The sequence below is a fragment of the Streptomyces sp. NPDC001410 genome (assembly GCF_042895235.1).
In the GTDB taxonomy this organism is placed as follows: domain Bacteria; phylum Actinomycetota; class Actinomycetes; order Streptomycetales; family Streptomycetaceae; genus Streptomyces.
This window is the reverse complement of record NZ_JBIAWE010000001.1, coordinates 749,865-768,019: the sequence shown is the minus strand read 5'-3', so window position 1 is coordinate 768,019 and position 18,155 is coordinate 749,865. Positions and strand designations below refer to the sequence as shown.

Sequence of the window (18,155 nt, the reverse complement as noted above, 5' to 3'; positions counted from 1 at the left end):
TCAGCGGCCGTAGCGGAAGTACAGGTCGCAGCGCAGGACGGAGGCGACCAGCGCGTGGCTGTCCACGGGGCCCGACGGGTCGCGCTGGAGGACGGCGGAGGCGGCCCGCAGTACCGTGTCGTCGAGGCCGCCGAGCAACTCGGCCATGTCGGCCCGGCGTTGTGGATCGGCCCAGATGGCGGTGCCGCCCAGGGACAGTGCACGGCAGACGAGGGCGGTGTCCGTCCGCATGGCATCCGTCCGTTCCTCCTTGGGCGGCAGCACCGGGAGTTGGTCCAGGGGGACGGTGCGGTCACCGCTGCCGGAGACGGGTGAGTCAGTCGGTTCCGGCGAGTTCGTCGGGTTCGTCGAGTTCGGCGCGTCCGTCTGGGCTGCGGACACCGGCGAGTCGCCGGAGATGTGCGTGGCCGGTGCCTGGTTCGGCTCGCTACCGAAAGCCGCCCAACCGGCCCCGGCCGTGACCAGGACCGTGGCGGCGGCCAGCAGGACCAGAGGCCGGAACCGCCCGGCGTCGAGCGGCCCCGCGTGCCTCGATCCGCGGGCGGCGGCCGCCGGTACCAGTGCGCCGACGACGGTCGTCAGCACCCCCGCCACCCACCAGGGCGTGTCGATCACGGCCCACCGGATGTCGGGCGCGGCGCGGGCCGCCGCCAGCCGAGCGAACAGGAACCAACTACCCAGCGGCACGGCCAGCAGGAGCCCGGACAGTCCTACGGCCGCCGCGCAGAAGGGTGCGGAACGGGGACCGTCCACCGTGGCCCCCAGGGCTCTGGCGAGGGAGGTGCTCCAGAGGGCGAACAGGGCCCCGCCGACCACGAGCACCACCCCCAAGGCCAGCGCCTGCACGAGGGGCGACTGGGTCAGGGACAGCGCGGTCGCCAGTCCGTCCGCCGTACCGGTGTCCCGTACCCAGTCACCGGCCGCCCGCCCGGCGAGCTGGCTGCCGAGGAGCACACCGAGTCCGAGCGCGGCCCCGGCCGGTGCCGCGCGCCGGCCGGACGCGTCCCGGTGTCCCACGGCGACGGCCCGCCACCACGCCACGGTCACCACCCCGGCCACGATCCAGCCCGTCAACAACCCGCCCACGATGTAGGCGAGTTGGGTGCGATCGGGCAGCAGTGCGGCCACCAGCAGGGTGAGGTCGGTGAACACCAGGCCGGCGGCGAGCCCGGTGGTGAGGCACTCCAGGGACGACAGCCCCCAGGACCGCGCCGGATCGGCGAGGACGGCCAGGCGGACCGCGGGTGCGGGGTGCGTGGCCAGGCCCAGGGACCGTACGAGGCGCTCGGTGCGGCGCGGCGCGAGGGCCGAGCCGATGTGGGCGGCGGTGGCGCCCCGTGGTGCGCGTGGATCCGCCGCCGCGGCGAGGTCGGCGTCGTGCTCCCGCACGCGCAGCACGGCGCACAGGGTGAGCAGCACGACGACCAGGACGATCGCCATCCGGATCAGCAGGCCGGCGCCCAGCAGTCCGGGGTCGCGGGCCAGCGCGACCACCATGGGCAGTGTGACGCCGAGGAGCAGGAGCCACCCGGCCGCCATGGCCAGCCGTACCCGGCCCACGTCCCGCAGCCGTAGATGGGCCAGTTCATGCCGGAAGATCGCGTCCACGCTCCGGTCGGCCAGGCTGAGGACGTAGGAGTCGGCCACGATCCGGGGCCGGCGGACGGTGCCCGAAGCACGCGCCCGGATCCCGACGCCCCGGCCACGCACCCACAGCACCGGCCGGGGTCCTGCTCCTTCGGGCGCCACGGCGGCCAGGCGCCGGGCGAGCGCCGAGGAGTGGTCCGGCGCGGCCTGCCACCGCCACAGGCTCAGCCGGCGTCCGGCGGCTCGGCAGAGCACGGCGAGGGCCAGCAGGGCGAGCGGCCCGCACAGCACCACCGCCGACTGCGCCAGCCGTACGTCGTTCACGCAGCCGGTGAAGCGGGCGAGCACCTCGTCGGGCACGGCGTCGGCGCTGGGCAGGCAGGCGAGTTGGGACCCCGGCCAGTTGTCCCGGCCCAGAACCAGCCACCACCAGGTGGCGAACGAGGCACCGGCGCCGGCGACGAGGACCAGCAGGGCCAGCCGGGTGGTGGTCGGCAGCGGCAGGGGGCTGGACATGAGGGCGCGGGCTACGTCCGGCCGCTCGGCGGTGGTGGCGGTGGTGGCGGTGGTGGCGGTGGGGGAGTGGGTGCGGGAGGGCGAGCCTTGGGGGCCCGGCACGGTGCTCACGACTGCGACGGGTTCGCGGCTGCCGATGCGCCACCGGTCTCCGGCGCGCCACCGGTGTCGGGCGGGAGTCCCGCTCCCGCGTCGTCGCCCGCCCCGGCGGCCGCAGCCCTCTGGTCCGGGGCGACTTGGCGCTCGGGCTCCGGTTCCGCCAGGTGCCCGGGGTCCGCCGACACAACCGACGCAGCCGCCGCGTCCGGCAACGACCGCGCCCCCGCGCTCCCGCGCACCACAGCCACGACGATGACCTCCGCGCAGCTCTCGCCCTCGAACGCGGACAGACCGGCGGAACGGCCCACGGCCATGGCCCAGTCCGCGAGTTCCTGCCGGGTCACCCCGGAGAGTTCAGGGACCGCCGAGGTCAGCGCGGCCCGTCTGCCCTCGTTGTCGGCCTCGCGCCGGCGCCGCCACCAGTGCTTGAGCCGGGTGCCGCCCGCCTGGATGCGCCCGGAGGCGAGGTCGGCGAGGACCTGTGAGACCACCGCCACCAGAACCGGCAGCACCACCGCCGACTCGAAGCCGATGCCCAGCGGATCCCCGGCCGGCCGGTGCAGGCGCTGCGGGGGATGGGGCCGGGCCAGATACGCCCGGCAGGTCTCGTCCAGCTTCTCCAGTTCGGCCGGAGCGACGCGGCGGACCACGTCGCGCAGGACGTCCTGACCCGTGCGGTCGTGCATGAGTTCCTCCTGTGAGGACGGACGGATGGGCGGTTGGCCGGGCGGTGCGCTCGTGCTGACGGCGGCGGCCTGCCTCGACCGCGGCGGTTTCAGTACCGGCTGCGGCGACGCCGCAGGGTCACCCCGACGGCGACAACGGCGGCGAACACGAGGCCCGCCACGCCGGCGGCCACGATCGACGCGGAGGTGCCGCCGTCCGTGAGCCCGCCTGCTGCGGCGCCGTCGGACGGCGCCGACGGGGCGGGGGTGGTGGCGGACGGGGGAGCCGAGGAGGGCGCGGGGGACGGGGTGTCGGTCGGTGTCGTCGCCTCGCTCACCGGACTCCCTTGCGCGAGGCTCGCCGAGGGCGTGTCCGGCGTCGGTGGCGGGGGCGTCGCCTGCTCGACCACGGAGTACGACGCTCTGCCGTCCATCAGGGGCGCCGGGTCGGCCGAGGTCGTCGGCTGGATCAGGCCCTGCGTGACGAACTGGAGCGTGGCGGGCGCCGGCACTCCGGAGGCCAGGGAGACGCGCAGCGGGATGCGGGCCGAGTCGCCCGCCGGGAGCGACCCCACGGAGGGCAGTCCGGCGTCCGTGCTGAGGTAGCCGCTCAGCGCGGTGTCCCCGGGAGTCAACTCCACCGGCCGCCACACGGACGGGCCGGCGTCGAACCATTCCACGGTGACCTGATCGGGTGTCAGCCGGTCGGCGGGCGGCGCGAGCCGGATGCCGACGGCGACGATGAAGCTGTCCGTGATGTCGGTGTCCAGCGTGTTGTGGAACGTGGCGTCCATGGTCAGCGGATCGCCACCGGGCGCCATCTCCCCGGAATCCGGGGTCAGTTCGGCGTAGGGCGCGGTCGGGTCCGCGGCGTACGCCGGCGCCGCGGACAGATACAGCGGTAGGAGTAACGCGGCACAGCTCAGGAGGCTTGTGCACAAGGATCTACGGCGCACGAGAACACCCTTCGAGGTCTCTCAGGACCCGTCCGCGTCGACGACGACGTCGTACGAAGGCGTGGACAGGGAGTGCAGCGGGGAGTCGAGTTTCTCCGTGCGGAGGATGTACGTGCCCGGAGCCAGGTCCGAGATCTTCTGGTAGCGGCCGGTGAAGTCGGGCTCCGTTCCGGTCCAGTACCCGGAGCCGAGGCTGTGCTTGAGGACCCATCCGTTCGGCTGGACGATCGCCGGGTACACCGGGCCGAGCGCGTCCTGGGTGAGGGTGAAGGACGCCCCGGCGTGGGCGTTCGTGCCCGGCGTCCCGGGCAGGGTGAACGAGAAGTAGCGGACGTTGAACGGTGAGCCCGAGGTCAGCGGGGCGCAGTCCCGGGCCGTCACGAGGCCGTCCACGACGCCGAGTTGCAGCGGGTCGGTGAAGGTGCCGCTGCCCGCGAGGCTGCCGCAGTCCTGGCTGCCGTCTTCCGCCGGCTGGTCGTCGTCCCTCGCGTCGCTCCCGCTCCAGCTGTCCGGAGTGTCGGAGGTGGCGCTCTCCTCGGTGGGAGTCTCCTCGACGGGTTCCTGTGTGGTGGGGGTGGGGTCTGAGGAGGAGCCGTCGACGTTCGGTGTCCCCGAGGCCGTGTCGGAGGCCGACGCGGAGACGTCCGCCGACGGGGACTCCTCCGCAGTCGACCGGTCGTGCGACGAGCCGTCGCCGCAACCGCTCGCGAGCAGTAACGCCGCGAGTGCGGGTACGCACTTTCTGATCATGGATTTCCGCCCCCTCCCGCACCGCCGAGGACGGCTCGGCGGGCGTCATGTGCGCGGGATATTACATCTCTTCAGCCTTTCAATACCCCCATATGGGGACTTCTCCGAACCGGGGGTAAAGGGAGCAGTCGCCCCAACCCCCTTCGTACCGACGACTTTCACATCGCCGCCATCAGACCCTTCCCTGACGTTTGCTGCTCTTGGAACACTCGCTGCGCGCAGATTCCGTCATCTAGCGGCATCACGTACGTCAGGACGAGAGGACCCTCACTCATGACCGAAGTCAACCGGCGGCGCTTCCTTCAACTCGCGGGTGCCACATCGGCGTTCACCGCGCTGTCCAGCAGCATCCAGCGTGCGGCCGCACTGCCCGCGCACCACCGCACGGGTTCGGTCGAGGACGTCGAGCACATCGTCGTCCTGATGCAGGAGAACCGTTCGTTCGACCACTACTTCGGCTCGCTCCGGGGTGTGCGGGGCTTCGGCGACCCGCGTCCGGTGACGCAGAACGGCAAGTCCGTCTGGAAGCAGTCCGACGGCACGAAGGACATCCTCCCGTTCCACCCGAACGCCGACGACCTGGGCATGGCGTTCATCCAGGACCTCCCGCACGGCTGGAACGACGGACACGCGGCCTTCAACGGGGGCAAGTACGACAAGTGGGTGCCCGCCAAGTCGTCCACGACGATGGCGTACCTGACGCGTGAGGACATCCCCTTCCACTACGCGCTCGCCGACGCCTTCACCATCTGCGACGCCTACCACTGCTCCTTCATAGGCTCGACCGACCCCAACCGCTACTACATGTGGACGGGCTACACGGGCAACGACGGCAAGGGCGGGGGCCCGGTCCTCGGCAACGACGAGAAGGGCTACGGCTGGACGACGTACCCGGAGCGTCTGGAGCAGGCCGGCGTCTCCTGGAAGATCTACCAGGACGTCGGCGACGGCCTGGACGCGAACGGCTCCTGGGGCTGGATCAACGACGCCTACCGCGGCAACTACGGCGACAACTCCCTCCTCTACTTCAACCAGTACCGGAACGCCAAGCCCGGCGACCCGCTGTACGACAAGGCTCGCACCGGCACCGATGCGCGCAAGGGCGAGGGCTTCTTCGACCAGCTCAAGGCGGACGTCAAGGCGGACAAGCTGCCCCAGGTCTCCTGGGTCGTCGCCCCCGAGGCCTTCACCGAGCACCCCAACTGGCCCGCCAACTACGGCGCCTGGTACGTCGCCCAGGTCCTGGACGCGCTCACCGCCAACCCCGAGGTGTGGGGCAAGACCGCGCTGTTCATCACCTACGACGAGAACGACGGCTTCTTCGACCACGTGATCCCGCCCTTCCCGCCGGCCTCCGCCGCCCAGGGCCTGTCGACCGTGGACCCCTCGCTGGACCTGTACAAGGGCGACATCGGGCACCCCGCCGGCCCCTACGGGCTCGGCCAGCGGGTGCCGATGCTGGTCGTCTCGCCCTGGAGCAAGGGCGGTTACGTCTGCTCCGAGACCCTCGACCACACTTCGATCATCCGGTTCATCGAGCGGCGCTTCGGTGTCCAGGAGCCGAACATCTCGCCCTGGCGCCGCGCGGTCTGCGGCGACCTGACCGCCGCCTTCGACTTCTCCCGCAAGGACACCGTGCCGGTCACGCTGCCGTCCACGGCCGGCTACCAGCCGCCGGACCACGACAGGCACCCCGACTACGTGCCCGTCCCGCCCGCCAGCCCCGCCCTGCCCAAGCAGGAGCGCGGCTGCCGCCCCACCCGCCCGCTCAAGTACGCCCCCGTGGTGGACGGTTCCGCGGACACGGCGGCCGGGAAGTTCACGCTCTCCTTCGCCTCCGGCGCACAGGCGGGCGCCGCGTTCCTGGTCACCTCGAACAACCGCACCGACGGTCCCTGGCCCTACACCACCGAGGCCGGCAAGACCCTCTCCGACACCTGGAACTCGCTCTACTCCGGCGGCTCGTACGACCTCGCCGTGCACGGCCCGAACGGCTTCCTGCGCGAGTTCAAGGGCCGCAACAAGGTCGCCGGGCCCGAGGTCACGGCCCGGTACGCCGGCGACGACGTCGAGCTGACCTTCACCAACAAGGGCTCCGGCACGGTGAAGCTGAAGCTCGTGAACCGCTACGGCGGCAGCCCGGTCGCCGTCACCGTGCGGCCCGGCGCCACCGTGAAGCACACCGTCGCCCTCGCGGCGAGCAAGCGGTGGTACGACCTCACGGTCACCTCGGACGGCGACCCGGCCTTCCTGCGCGGCTTCGCCGGTCACGTGGAGAACGGGCACGCCGGCGTCAGCGACCCGGCCATCATCACGGCGTGAACGGAGTGAAAGGGCGATGAACACCGCCCCGTGCGGGCTGGTCAGGTACCGGTCACATCAGGGTAGTGTGCCCCGGTGACCACGCAATCGAACACTCCTGCAGGCTGGTACCCCGATCCGCACGGGGCTGCCCAGACGCTCCGTTACTGGGACGGCGCGCAGTGGACCGAGCACACGAACCCGGCTCAGCAGGCCGCCGGACAGGTTCCGCAGCAGCACGCCGCGCCCCAGCAGGCCGCGCCCCAGCAGCCCGCCGCCCACATCCCGCACCAGCAGGGCCCCGACGCCAAGGTGCAGCGCCAGGTGCAGCAGCAGGCCGGGGTCGCGGCCGGCGGTCCCGGTGGCGGCACCCTCTTCACCGAGCCGGTCCTGGTGGTGAACCAGAAGGCCAAGCTGATCGAGCTGACCAACGAGTACAAGGTCATGGACCAGAACGGCCGCGAGATCGGTGCGGTCGTCCAGGTCGGCCAGAGCGCGCTGAAGAAGATCCTGCGCTTCGTCTCCAGCCTCGACCAGTTCATGACGCACAAGCTGGAGATCCGCGACGCCTACGGGCAGCCGCAGCTGGTGCTGACCCGGCCCGCGAAGTTCATCAAGTCCCGGGTCATCGTGACCCGTCCGGACGGCTCGCCGGTCGGTGAGATCGTCCAGCAGAACATGATCGGGAAGATCAACTTCGCGATGAACGTGAACGGCCAGCAGGTCGGCGCGATCAAGGCGGAGAACTGGCGGGCCTGGAACTTCGCGATCGTCGACCACTCGGACAACGAGGTGGCCCGGATCACCAAGACCTGGGAAGGCCTCGCCAAGACGCTGTTCACGACGGCGGACAACTACGTCCTGCAGATCCACTACCAGCTGCCCGAGCCGCTGCTGAGCCTGGTCGTGGCGACGGCTCTGACCGTCGACACCGCGCTCAAGCAGGACAACCGGGGCTGGAACTGAGCAGGATCCACACGGGGAGTACGGCAAAGGCGGCCGGTGCACGCGGACTTCGCGCGCACCGGCCGCCGCAGTGTGTCCGGCCGCCGCAGTGTGTCCGGTCGGGCCGGGTGTCCGGTCGGATCGGGTGTTTGCTCAGAGTGCGGTGAGATGCCCGGGTTGCTCCGGCTGTCGGGGCATCAGCACCGGTTCCGCCGCCGCTGTGCCCGGCTCCAGGGCCAGGACCGCGGCGACGGGGTGGTCGTCGTGCTCGTCGGACCGGTGGGGTACGGGCGCCGAGCGGGTCAGCAGGACCACGCCCCAGGCCGCCAGCCCCGCCCCGGCCAGCCCCAGCAGTACACCGCCGGCTCCGCCCCGCAGGCCCTGCCCGAGCAGGGTCAGCCCGATGATCGCGGCGGCCACCGGGTTGGCCAGGGTGACGACGGCCAGCGGGCCGCCGAGACCACCACGGTAGGCCGTCTGCGACAGCAGCAGCCCGCCGGTGGCGAACGCCGCGACCAGGACGGCGACCACGATCACCTCGGCACTCAGCGCCGGGCCCGTGCGGTCCGTCGCCGCCACCGTCACCGTCTGGGTGAGGGCGGAGGCGACACCCGAGGCGAACCCGGAGGCGGTCGCGTGCCTGAGGCCCGGCCGGGCGCCGGGCCGGGAGAGCACGCCGATCAGGGCAGCGGTCGTACCGGCGACCGCCAGCGCCTGGGTCAGGCTCAGCACCCGCTCGGGCGCCGGACCCGACGCGGTGACCAGCAGCCCGGCCAGCCCCAGCAGCGTGAGCGCCGTACCACGCCACTCCACCGCGCTGACCCGCCGCCCGGCCGCCCGCGCCCCGAGCGGCACGGCCGCGACGAGGGTGAGCGCGCCCAGCGGCTGGACGACGGTGAGCGGGCCGTACCTGAGGGCCACGACGTGCAGCAGAGCGGCGGCCGCGTTCAGCCCGACCGCCGACCACCAGGCGCCGGTGCCCAGCAGCCGCAGGAGGCCGGTCCCGGGGCTGCGGGAGGCGAGGCGTTCCTGGGCGACGGCGGCCGCGGCGTAGGCGACGGCCGAGATCAGGGACAGGCCGACGGCGAGGAGTGCGGCGAGGCTCATCGGCCCGCTCCCACCAGGACGGGCTCCTTCGGGGCGAGCCGCCGCCGGGCACCGCGTCCCGCCGTGCTGGACGTCCGCTTCGGCGGGTGGACGACCGCGAGGGCGACGCCGACCATGGCGGTCGCCACGATCGCGTCCAGCCAGTAGTGGTTCGCCGTGCCCACGATCACCAGCAGGGTGATCACCGGGTGCAGCAGCCACAGCCAGCGCCGGCGCGACCGGGTGGCCGCGATCAGGCCGATCGCCACCATCAGGGCCCAGCCGAAGTGCAGCGACGGCATCGCCGCGAACTGGTTGGAGAGATGGTCGCTGGACGGCGGGCCGTAGGCGGAGGGGCCGTAGATCCGGGCGGTGTCCACCAGGCCGGTGCCGGTCAGCATCCGCGGCGGGGCCAGCGGGAACACGAACGGCAGCACCAGGGCCGCGGAGGTGACCACGGCCAGGACCCGGCGGGCCCACACGTAGTGGGCGGGCTGACGGAGGTACAGCCACACCAGGAAGGCCAGTGTGGCCGGGAAGTGGACGGTCGCGTAGTAGGTGTTCGCCAGGTGCACGAGGGCGTCGCCGTGCAGCAGTGCGGACTGCACGGCGGTCTCGTGGGGAAGGTGCACGGCCCGCTCGAGGTCCCACACCCGGTGGGCGTTGTGGAAGGCGTCCGCGGTGTGGCCGGTGGCCAGCTGCCGCCCGAGCTTGTAGACGAGGAAGAGCCCTGCGACGAGCAGGAACTCACGGAGGAGCGGCGGGCGCGTTATCGCGTCCGGCTCCGCTTCTGCAGGCTCGGTTCGGGCATTCATCCCCCGGCCCCTTCGCTGACGGTCGTGCGTGTGGTGGTGCGGGCTGTGAGACCCGGACCGGGGTCCGAAGCTCATCGATACACCTCGGTACCGATACGTCCGAGTACCGATACGCGAGTGTACCGATACGGCAGTGTACCGATACGCTTGAGTACCGGTACACTTGCGTATCGATTGATGTGCGACACACTGGAGACAGGGTCCGCAGCCGCCCTTGCGCGGATCTTCAGCGGACCGGGTACGAGTGAGGGGAAGCCACGCATGACGTCGCAGGCCGCGGACGGACCGGAGACGGTCGCCGCCTCGCGCCGCTCCAAGATCACGCCCGAGCGTGAGCGGGAGTTCTTCGACGCCGTGCTGGAGCAGATCCGTCAGTGCGGCTACGACTCCGTGACCATGGAGGGCGTCGCCGCCAGCACCCGGTGCAGCAAGTCCACGCTCTACCGGCAGTGGAAGACCAAGCCGCAGTTCGTCGCGGCCGCGCTGCGTGCCAACCGCAAGGTGCGCTTCGCCGGGATCGACACCGGCTCACTCGCCGAGGACCTGCGCCAGGCGGCACGCGCCGCGGGCGACTGGTCCAACAAGGACGCCCAGCTCCTGCAGGCGCTCGGTCACGCGGTCACGGCCGACCACGAACTGGCGCAGGCGCTGCGCGACGCACTCGTCACGCCGGAGATCGCCGCACTGCAGGAGATGCTGAAGAGGGGCGTGCAAAGGGGCGAGGTGCCCGCGGACCACCCCGCGCTGGAGTACGTCCCGGCCATGATGTTCGGCGTCCTGCGGGTGCGCCCGGTGCTGAGCGGCGAGTACGCCGACGCCGACTATCTCGACCGTTTCGTGGAGTCCACCGTGCTGCCCGCACTCGGACTCACCCAGGACCCAGGCCACCGTTCACGGGATGACTGAACGATGACCTGCCGGCGCCGCACCGTGGGGACGGGGGCGGCGCGCACCCCCTGGCCGGGTGGGGTTCCTCTTGAGCGGAGGGGAACCCCACCCGGCCGACTTCTGTCTGCCGGCGTCCTCAGACGTTCTGGCCGTTCCCGCCGCCCGACGAGACCTTGATCCCCTTCAGGATGTCGTCGATGACGGACACCTTCTGACCGACGTCCACGCCGAAGCGCACCACGACGATCTGCTTGGTGTCGTTGGGCGAGGGGAAGGCGACCGACTCGACGTAACCGTCGGCGCCGTTGGCGGTGACCGCCTTCCAGCGCACCAGGTAGCCCTTCTGCCCGGCCACCGTGACCGCCTTGGAGGCCAGCACCTCGTGCGAGGTGATGCTGCCGTAGGTGGTGCCGCCGTAGGACTCCTTGGCGTTGGCCGCGATGTCCGCCTTGGCGACCGCCTCGGCCGTGTCGCCGTCCGTGCCGAGCGCGACGGCCGGTGCCGAGTAGGCGCCGCCCGCGGTGCACGTCTGCTCCTTGTTGCCGGGGCACTTGTAGGAGTCGTCGGACGTGACCTGCGCGCCGACACTGATCGTCTGCCCGGTCCAGCCCTCCGGCACAGGCAGGCTGATCCCGTTCACCGGATCCGGCACCGTGCCGCCGCCCTGGATCTTGGGCGCCGCGGACCGCCCCGGGGAGGGCGACTCGCCCGAACCTCCGGACCCGCCCGGACCGCCGGATCCGCCGCCGGGCCCGCCCTGCCCGCCGTTCTGCCCGCCCGGTCCCTGCTGGGAACCGGCGCGGTCGGTGCCCCCGCCGCCCCCGCCGTCGTTGCTGAGCGCGTACACGCCGACCCCGATGCACACCAGGACCGCGGCCGCCGCCGCGACGGCTATGCCCGTGCGCAGACCGCGCCGGGGCGCGGCCGGCGACTGGACCGGGTACGCCGGATATCCCGGGAAGGCGGCCCCGTACGCCGGGGGAGCCGACTGCGGGCCGCCGGGAAACTGCTGCGCCGGGGGACCCCACGTGGCGGCCGTCCCGGCGGGGCGGGTCTGGTCCGTCCAGGCCTTGCCGTCCCACCAGCGCTCGGTGGGCGGACCGTCATTCGTCTGCCCGGGGTCGGGGTACCACCCGGGAGGAGTCACCTGCGTCATGCCCCCACCGTATGAGGCATCGGTGAAAGCCGGATGAGAGGATCCGTCGCCAACTCCTCGGACCGGCACATTTCACCTCGGATTTCTCCGCCTCCACCTCGGATTTCCGTGCTTTCGCCGCGGACTCCCGCGCTTCGGCCGCCACAGCCGGCCCGACCCGCGGCACGGCATGGCACGGTGGGCTTCCTCACACCGCCACCACCAACCGCACCGGCCCGACCCGCGGGGCCGGCGGCAGACGCAGGCCCTCCCGCCCCGGTGTCAGCGAGCCCAGCACGCTCGGGTGCCGGGCGCCCGTGCTGCGCGGGTCGGTGCCGGGCAGGCCATGGGCGGTGAGGAAGCCGAGGACCGCGAACGCGTACGCCTCCTTCGCGGCGGCGGACAGGCCGAGCTGGTCCGAGGTGCGTACGGCGGTGTGCGGGAGCAACTCCCGGACCCGGGACATGAGCACCGGGTTGCGGGTGCCTCCACCGGAGGCGATCACCTCCGTGGCGCCCACGGACCGTACCGCGTCGGCGACCGTCCGGGCCGTCAGCAGGGTGAGCGTCGCCAGCACGTCCGGCGCGGGCAGGCCGTCCACCCCGGCCGCCCGCAGGTACCCGGCGTGGAACAGCTCCTTGCCGGTCGTCTTGGGCGGGACCAGCGCGTAGTACGGCTCGGCGAGCAGCCGGTCCAGCAGCCGCAGGTCCGGCCGGCCCCGCGCGGCCAGCGCCCCGTCGGCGTCGTAGGCCAGGCGCCCGCCGCTGAACTCCCTGGCCGCCGCGTCGAGCAGCGCGCAGCCGGGACCGGTGTCGAAGGCGGTTCCGTCCGGCGCGGTCAGGTTGGCGATGCCGCCGATGTTCAGCGCCACCGGCGTGCCCGCCCTGCCCCGCAGCCACAGCAGGTCGACCAGGCTCACCAGGGGCGCGCCCTGGCCGCCGGCGGTGACGTCCCGGGCGCGGAAGTCGGCGACCACTGGCAGCCCGGTCGCCTCGGCGATCCACGCCGGCTGCCCCAGCTGGAGCGTGCCGTGCACCCGGCCGCTGTCCACCCAGTGGTAGACGGTCTGCCCGTGCGAGGCCACCAACTCGCCTCGCCCACCGCACAGTTCACGGTCGGCCCGGACGGCCGCCGCGGCGAACGCCCGCCCGATCAGGGTGTCGAGGCGGCACACCTCGGCGAGCGGGACGGCGGCCGGCGGCAGCGCCGCGGCGAGCGCTTCGCGCAGCTTGCCGTCGTACGACGCGCTCACCATCCCCAGCGGCTTCAGCACGAGCGTGTCCCCGTCCAGCCGCAGATCCGCGGCCGCCGCGTCGACCGCGTCGTACGACGTCCCCGACATGAGCCCGATCACCCGCATCGCTCAACTCACCTTTCTCGTCTGCCGTTTCATCAGCGCCAGCGCGCTCACCGCACACGCCGCCGCCGCGTAGTAGGCGGGCACGTCCACGTTCCCGGTCCGGCGTACGGCCTCCGTGATGATCAGCCCCGCGGATCCGGAGAACACCGCGTTCGACAGGGAGTAGGCCAGCCCGAGGCCCGTGCAGCGCACCCGCGCCGGGAACATCTCGGCGAGCAGCGCGGGCCCGGGGCCGGCCATCAGCCCCACCAGGGCGCCCGCGGCACACGTGGCCACACCCCTGGTCGCGGCCGAAGTCCCGTTACTCTGCAACAGGTTGAACAACGGCACCGCGAGTCCGGCCACCAGCACCGCCCCGGTGAGCATCACCGGCCGCCGCCCGAACCGGTCGCTGAGCAGCCCCGCCGGGAGGATCGCCGCGGCGAACCCGACATTGGCCGGCACGGTGGCGAGCAGCGCCTCCCGGACACCCGTGTGCAGCGAGGCCTGGAGATACGAGGGCAGGACGACGAGGAACGTGTACCCGGCCGCCGACCAGCCCATGACCCGCCCGATGCCCAGCAGCACCGCCGACGCGACCACCCCGGCGCCACTCGGGCCGGCAGCCGTCCTCTCCCGCTCCCGGTCCCGCTCCCGGAACTCCGGTGTCTCCTCAAGGCCGACCCGCAGCCACAGCGCCACCAGCCCCAGGGGCAGCGCCAGCAGGAACGGCAACCGCCAGCCCCAGCCGACGAGTTGGTCCTCGCCGAGCACCGTGGCCGTCGCCGCCGCGACACCCGCACCGCCCAGCAGGCCCAGCGCCACGGTGAACGACTGCCACGCGCCGTACAGACCGCGCCGCCCCGGCGGGGCGAACTCCGTCATCAGCGCCACCGCACCGCCGAACTCCCCGCCGGCCGACAGTCCCTGAAGCACCCTCAGGAACGTCAGCAGCCACGGTGCCAGGGCGCCCGCGGTGGCGTACGTCGGCAGCACGCCGATCAGCGTCGTCGCGGCCGCCATCAGCGCGATCACCGCGATCAGCACCGGCCGCCGCCCGATCCGGTCGCCCAGCCTGCCGAACAGGGCCGCGCCGAGGGGCCGGAAGAAGAACGCCAGCGCGAAGGAGGCGTACGTGCGCACCAGCCCCTCGGCGGCAGTTCCGCCCGCCGGCGTGAAGAACCGCTCGGCGAGGACGGTCGCGAGATAGCCGTAGACACCGAACTCGTACCACTCGACGAGATTGCCCACCGACCCCGCCGCCACCGCTCGCACCGTCGGCGGGCGGGCGGCCGTACCGCCGCGGGATCCGCGCTCGTCGCGGTCGCGTCGTTCCCCATGATCCCCGCTGTCTCCGGGGGGTTCGAAAATCAGCTTCATTCCAGGCCCTGTTGACGGTTCGTCGGCTCCACAGCGGCTGGTGGGACAGCATGTGCGTCGCCCACTCGCCTCAACGTTCACCCGGCGGGGCAACACGTGCCCCGACCGGCCTCCACACATCCCATCGGACGGCTACGCTCGTGGTCTGTACGTCATTCGGGCGACCTGGGGAGGTAACGGGATGACGGAGGGACGGCCGTCGGCGGCCGCCGCGGCTTCCCTGTGGGAGCGGGACGCGGAGATCGCCACCGTCACACGGACGCTCGACGTCCTGTGTGCCGATCAGTCATCCGCGGGCAGCCTGCTGGTCTTCCGGGGCGAGGCCGGACTCGGCAAGACCGCGCTGCTCACCGAGACCCGCCGCATCGCCGAGCGCCGCGGCTGCACGGTGTGGTACGCCCGCGGCGGCGAGACCCTGAGGTCCGTGCCGTTCAACGTGGTGCGGCAGCTGCTGCAGCCGGCGCTGGTCTCCCTGCTCCCGGAAGAGGCCCGCGAGTACCTCGGCGACTGGTACGACATCGCGGGCCCCGCCCTCGGGATAGTGGACCCCGGCGAGGGCAGCGTCGACCCGCAGTACGTCTGCGACGGACTCGTCGCGGCCGTACGCCGGCTCGCCCGCCGTGAGTGGCCGCTGGTGCTGATCATCGACGACGCACACTGGGCCGACCAGGAGACCCTGCGCTGGCTCGCCGCGTTCGCCGAACGCCTGGACGACCTGTCGGTGCTGGTCCTGGTCGCCCGCCGCCCCGGCGAGGTGAGCGGTGAGAGCGCCCGCCACCTCGAAGCGATCGCCGCCGCGGCGGGCCGCGCCGTCACCAACCTCAGCGCCCTCACCCCGGAGGCCACCGCCGGGCTCACCCGCGCCACCGTCGGCCGGCACGCCGACGACCCGTTCTGCCGCGAGGTCTGGGCCGTCACCGGCGGCAACCCGTACGACACCGTCGAACTCCTCGCCAAGGTGCTGGACAGCGAGGTCCATCCGGTCGAGTCCCGGGCCGGCGAACTGCGCGACCTGAACCGCTCCGCCCGCGGCGGCGGCCTGGTCGACCGGCTCAAGGGACTCGGCATCGACGCCACCCAGTTCGCCTGGGCCGCCGCCATCCTCGGCACCGGCATCTCCGTCGGCCTCGTCGCACGGCTCGCCTCCATGGACCCCGACGTCGCCGAGCGCTGCGCCGACCTGCTCCGCACCGCCCGCATCCTCACCGAACCCGACCCGGCGGCCGGCGCCGAGGCCGAGGAGGGCGAGCTGGAGTTCGTCCACCCGCTGATCGCCTCCGCCGTCTACAACTCCATCCCGCCGGGCGTGTGCACCGCCATGCACGGCGTCGCCGCGCAGATCCTCACCGAGACCGGGCACAGCGCCGCCGAGGCCTCCCGGCACCTGCTCAAGGTGCACCCGGACGACGACGAGGAACTCGTCGAGCAGCTGCGCGAGGCAGCCCGCGAGCACCTGGCCGTCGGCGCGCCCGACGCGGCCCGCCGCTGCCTGGAGCGCGCCCTGGCAGAGCCGCCGCTCCCCGACGTGCACGCACAGGTGCTCTTCGAACTGGGCCACGCCACCCTGCTCACCGCACCCTCCGTCACCATCGAACACCTCCAGTCCGCGCTCGCCATGTCCGGCCTGAACGGCACACAGCGGGTCGACGCCGTGGTCCGGCTCTCCCAGGCGCTGCTCCACAACGACCAGCTGGAGGAGGCCGTCCGCACGGTCGAGGCCGAGGCCGCCCGGCACGAGACGGGCCCGGTCAAGCTGCGGCTGCAGGCCGTGCAGTTCATGTGGGAGGGCATCCACGGCGAGACCGTCTCCCAGGAACGCTCCCGGCGCCTGGCCGAACTGGCCGGCACCTGCACCGGCCGGGACAACTCCGAGCGCGCCCTGCTGATCCTGCGCGGCTTCGACGCGATGACCCACGGCGAGAACGCCGAGGAGGTCCTCCAGCTGTGCGACCGCGCCCTCGTCAACGGTCGTCTCGCACCCGGCCTCGGCTGGACCGACGGCGAGTGGGGCATCGAACTGCTGATGATGCTCGGCAGCGCGTACGCCTACGCCGACCGGCTCGACCGCGCCGAGAGCCTGTTCGCCGAGGCCCTGCGCGCCTACACCGGCGCCGGCTGGCGCGGCGGCCACCTCTCCCTGGCCAACGCCTTCCTCGGCCTCGCCTACCGCAGGCAGGGCCGGCTCCGCGACGCCGAGACCACGCTGCGCGAGGCGCTGACCCTGGCCGAGCGCGTCGGCCGCGGCCTGCCGCTGTACTGGGCGTCGACCTGCGGACTCGTCGACACCCTGCTGGCCCGCGGCCATGTCGAGGAGGCCTGGTCGATCGCCGAGCAGTACGGCTTCGCGCCGCCCTACCCGTCCACCATCATTCTGCCCGACATCCGCTCCGTACGCGGCCGGCTGCTGCTCGCGACGGGCCGCACCGAGGAGGGCATCAACGAGCTGGAGGCCGCGGAGAAGACCGCCGGCTCCCGCGGTGGTCACAACCCCGTCCTCGCACCCTGGTCCATCGACCTCGCCAAGGCCCTCGCCACGCAGGACCCCGCCCGGGCCGCCCAGCTCGCCGCGGACGCCCGCCGACAGGCCGAGCGGTTCGGCACGGACACCGCCATCGGCGAGGCCCTGCGCTGTGCCGCCGCCCTGGAGACCGGCCAGCGCGCGGCGCACCTGGCCGCGCAGGCCGTCGCCTATCTGGAAGCCTCACCCTGCCAGTACGAGCACGCGGCGGCCCGGGTCGAGTACGGCATCGCGATCCGTTCGGTCGCGGAACTCAACCGAGGCCTGGCGCTCGCCCGTTCGATCGGGGCGGACGGGCTGGTGGCGCAGGCGCGCGAGGTGCTGGAGACGGGGCGGGGACTGCGGTAGATCACATGGCCAGCAACTGGTCGGTGACCGACGCCAGCCGCCCCCGCACCTCGGGGTCGTACGCCGCCTCGTGCGCCCGTGACGGACTCGTGCCGTCGAAGTAGCTGCCCGTGCCCAGGTCCTGGGTGGCCAGGGCCAGGACACCCGGCGCGCCGTCGGCGACCGTTTTCCACGGCGTCACGCCCGCGTCGCGCACCATCGCCGTGTCCATGTAGGTCGCCGGGTGCAGCACGTTGACGGACACCCCGGTGCCCGCCAGCTCCTCGGCGAGGGCGAACGTGTGGGCCGCCAGCGCGAACTTGCTGCGGCAGTACGCCGACACGCCGCTGTAGCCACGGGTCAGTTCCGGGTCGGCGAAGTCCAACGGCTCCTGGCCGGCCGACCCGACATTCACGATCCGGGCCGGCGCGTTGGCGCGCAGGACCGGCAACAGGGCGCGGGTCAGGGCCACCGGCGCCAGGTAGTTCACCGCGAGCCGCAGCTCGTGCCCGTCGGCGCTCAGCTCCCGCCCGGAGCCGTGCGGACCGCCACCGAGGCCCGCGTTGTTGATCAGCACGTCCAGCTCGGGATGCGCCTCGGCGACCCGGGCGCCCAGCTCGCGCACCTCGGCGAGCGAGGCCAGTTCGGCGACGAACCCCTCCGCCCGGCCCTCGGTGCGCAGCTCCGCGACCAGCTGCTCGGTGCGCGCCCGGTCGCGGCCGTGGGCGAGGACGAGATGGCCGTCCCGGACCAGTTCGAAGGCGATGTACCGGCCGAGCCCGGAGGTGGCGCCCGTGATCAGAACAGTCGACATGCCCCCACCCTAGACACGGCCCGCCCCCGGGAAG

General features: G+C 72.8%; 14 protein-coding genes. 4 read left to right on the top strand and 10 right to left on the bottom strand.

Annotated elements, in window-relative coordinates:
• From ACFY3C_RS03355 to ACFY3C_RS03340, 4 genes are all read right to left on the bottom strand, one after another.
• Complete coding sequence (locus tag ACFY3C_RS03355) at positions 1 to 2,214, bottom strand: M48 family metalloprotease (RefSeq protein ID WP_390769511.1); 2,214 nt, start codon at positions 2,212 to 2,214, stop codon at positions 1 to 3.
• Positions 2,211 to 2,888, bottom strand: a complete 678-nt coding sequence (locus ACFY3C_RS03350) for a hypothetical protein (protein WP_390769510.1) — start codon at positions 2,886 to 2,888, stop codon at positions 2,211 to 2,213. The genes ACFY3C_RS03355 and ACFY3C_RS03350 overlap by 4 nt, the downstream gene beginning before the upstream one ends.
• 89 nt (positions 2,889 to 2,977) lie before the next feature.
• Positions 2,978 to 3,808 (bottom strand): hypothetical protein, encoded by an 831-nt coding sequence (locus tag ACFY3C_RS03345; RefSeq protein WP_390769509.1) that lies wholly within the window; start codon positions 3,806 to 3,808, stop codon positions 2,978 to 2,980.
• Positions 3,809 to 3,844: 36 nt separating this feature from the next.
• Positions 3,845 to 4,573, bottom strand: coding sequence for a hypothetical protein (locus tag ACFY3C_RS03340; protein WP_390769508.1), 729 nt, complete (start codon positions 4,571 to 4,573; stop codon positions 3,845 to 3,847).
• Positions 4,574 to 4,846: 273 nt separating this feature from the next.
• Between ACFY3C_RS03340 and ACFY3C_RS03335 the strand changes: the two genes are divergently transcribed.
• Positions 4,847 to 6,895 (top strand): phosphocholine-specific phospholipase C, encoded by a 2,049-nt coding sequence (locus ACFY3C_RS03335; RefSeq protein ID WP_390769507.1) that lies wholly within the window; start codon positions 4,847 to 4,849, stop codon positions 6,893 to 6,895.
• 75 nt (positions 6,896 to 6,970) lie between these two features.
• On the top strand, positions 6,971 to 7,840 hold the full coding sequence (locus ACFY3C_RS03330) for a phospholipid scramblase-related protein (protein WP_386577741.1): 870 nt from the start codon (positions 6,971 to 6,973) through the stop codon (positions 7,838 to 7,840).
• A 132-nt stretch (positions 7,841 to 7,972) separates the two neighbouring features.
• Here the strand turns inward: ACFY3C_RS03330 and ACFY3C_RS03325 are convergent, their stop codons facing one another.
• Together ACFY3C_RS03325 and ACFY3C_RS03320 are read right to left on the bottom strand one after the other, a co-directional pair.
• A complete protein-coding gene (locus tag ACFY3C_RS03325) occupies positions 7,973 to 8,926 on the bottom strand; it encodes a hypothetical protein (RefSeq protein ID WP_390769506.1) in 954 nt (317 codons plus the stop codon).
• Positions 8,923 to 9,720, bottom strand: coding sequence for a phosphatase PAP2 family protein (locus tag ACFY3C_RS03320; protein ID WP_390769505.1), 798 nt, complete (start codon positions 9,718 to 9,720; stop codon positions 8,923 to 8,925). Before ACFY3C_RS03320 ends, ACFY3C_RS03325 begins: the two co-directional genes overlap by 4 nt.
• 261 nt (positions 9,721 to 9,981) lie before the next feature.
• On the opposite strand from ACFY3C_RS03320, the gene ACFY3C_RS03315 reads away from it, so the two are divergent.
• Positions 9,982 to 10,626: a TetR/AcrR family transcriptional regulator gene (locus ACFY3C_RS03315; RefSeq protein ID WP_386577744.1), complete on the top strand. Its 645-nt coding sequence runs from the start codon at positions 9,982 to 9,984 to the stop codon at positions 10,624 to 10,626.
• A gap of 118 nt (positions 10,627 to 10,744) precedes the next feature.
• Here ACFY3C_RS03315 and ACFY3C_RS03310 read toward each other — a convergent pair whose 3' ends face one another.
• The 3 genes from ACFY3C_RS03310 to ACFY3C_RS03300 all read right to left on the bottom strand — a co-directional run bounded on the left by ACFY3C_RS03310 (position 10,745) and on the right by ACFY3C_RS03300 (position 14,462).
• A complete protein-coding gene (locus tag ACFY3C_RS03310) occupies positions 10,745 to 11,764 on the bottom strand; it encodes a DUF2510 domain-containing protein (protein ID WP_390769504.1) in 1,020 nt (339 codons plus the stop codon).
• 187 nt (positions 11,765 to 11,951) lie between these two features.
• Positions 11,952 to 13,103 carry an anhydro-N-acetylmuramic acid kinase gene (locus ACFY3C_RS03305; protein ID WP_390769503.1) on the bottom strand — a complete coding sequence of 384 codons (1,152 nt, stop codon included), beginning with the start codon at positions 13,101 to 13,103 and terminating at the stop codon, positions 11,952 to 11,954.
• Positions 13,104 to 13,106: 3 nt separating this feature from the next.
• Positions 13,107 to 14,462 carry an MFS transporter gene (locus ACFY3C_RS03300; protein WP_390769502.1) on the bottom strand — a complete coding sequence of 452 codons (1,356 nt, stop codon included), beginning with the start codon at positions 14,460 to 14,462 and terminating at the stop codon, positions 13,107 to 13,109.
• 181 nt (positions 14,463 to 14,643) lie between these two features.
• On the opposite strand from ACFY3C_RS03300, the gene ACFY3C_RS03295 reads away from it, so the two are divergent.
• Positions 14,644 to 17,328 carry an ATP-binding protein gene (locus ACFY3C_RS03295; protein ID WP_390769501.1) on the top strand — a complete coding sequence of 895 codons (2,685 nt, stop codon included), beginning with the start codon at positions 14,644 to 14,646 and terminating at the stop codon, positions 17,326 to 17,328.
• Position 17,329: 1 nt separating this feature from the next.
• Here the strand turns inward: ACFY3C_RS03295 and ACFY3C_RS03290 are convergent, their stop codons facing one another.
• Complete coding sequence (locus ACFY3C_RS03290; RefSeq protein WP_390769500.1) at positions 17,330 to 18,121, bottom strand: SDR family NAD(P)-dependent oxidoreductase; 792 nt, start codon at positions 18,119 to 18,121, stop codon at positions 17,330 to 17,332.
• Positions 18,122 to 18,155 lie beyond the last annotated feature (34 nt).

Excerpts from the sequence above, each read along its gene's own strand:
- ACFY3C_RS03325 (WP_390769506.1), bottom strand. The coding sequence starts at position 8,926 with ATGAGCCTCGCCGCACTCCTCGCCGTCGGCCTGTCCCTGATCTCGGCC.
- ACFY3C_RS03315 (WP_386577744.1), top strand. The coding sequence starts at position 9,982 with ATGACGTCGCAGGCCGCGGACGGACCGGAGACGGTCGCCGCCTCGCGC.
- ACFY3C_RS03320 (WP_390769505.1), bottom strand. The coding sequence starts at position 9,720 with ATGAATGCCCGAACCGAGCCTGCAGAAGCGGAGCCGGACGCGATAACG.
- ACFY3C_RS03300 (WP_390769502.1), bottom strand. The coding sequence starts at position 14,462 with ATGAAGCTGATTTTCGAACCCCCCGGAGACAGCGGGGATCATGGGGAA.
- ACFY3C_RS03350 (WP_390769510.1), bottom strand. The coding sequence starts at position 2,888 with ATGCACGACCGCACGGGTCAGGACGTCCTGCGCGACGTGGTCCGCCGC.
- ACFY3C_RS03290 (WP_390769500.1), bottom strand. The coding sequence starts at position 18,121 with ATGTCGACTGTTCTGATCACGGGCGCCACCTCCGGGCTCGGCCGGTAC.
- ACFY3C_RS03310 (WP_390769504.1), bottom strand. The coding sequence starts at position 11,764 with ATGACGCAGGTGACTCCTCCCGGGTGGTACCCCGACCCCGGGCAGACG.
- ACFY3C_RS03295 (WP_390769501.1), top strand. The coding sequence starts at position 14,644 with ATGACGGAGGGACGGCCGTCGGCGGCCGCCGCGGCTTCCCTGTGGGAG.
- ACFY3C_RS03340 (WP_390769508.1), bottom strand. The coding sequence starts at position 4,573 with ATGATCAGAAAGTGCGTACCCGCACTCGCGGCGTTACTGCTCGCGAGC.
- ACFY3C_RS03335 (WP_390769507.1), top strand. The coding sequence starts at position 4,847 with ATGACCGAAGTCAACCGGCGGCGCTTCCTTCAACTCGCGGGTGCCACA.
- ACFY3C_RS03305 (WP_390769503.1), bottom strand. The coding sequence starts at position 13,103 with ATGCGGGTGATCGGGCTCATGTCGGGGACGTCGTACGACGCGGTCGAC.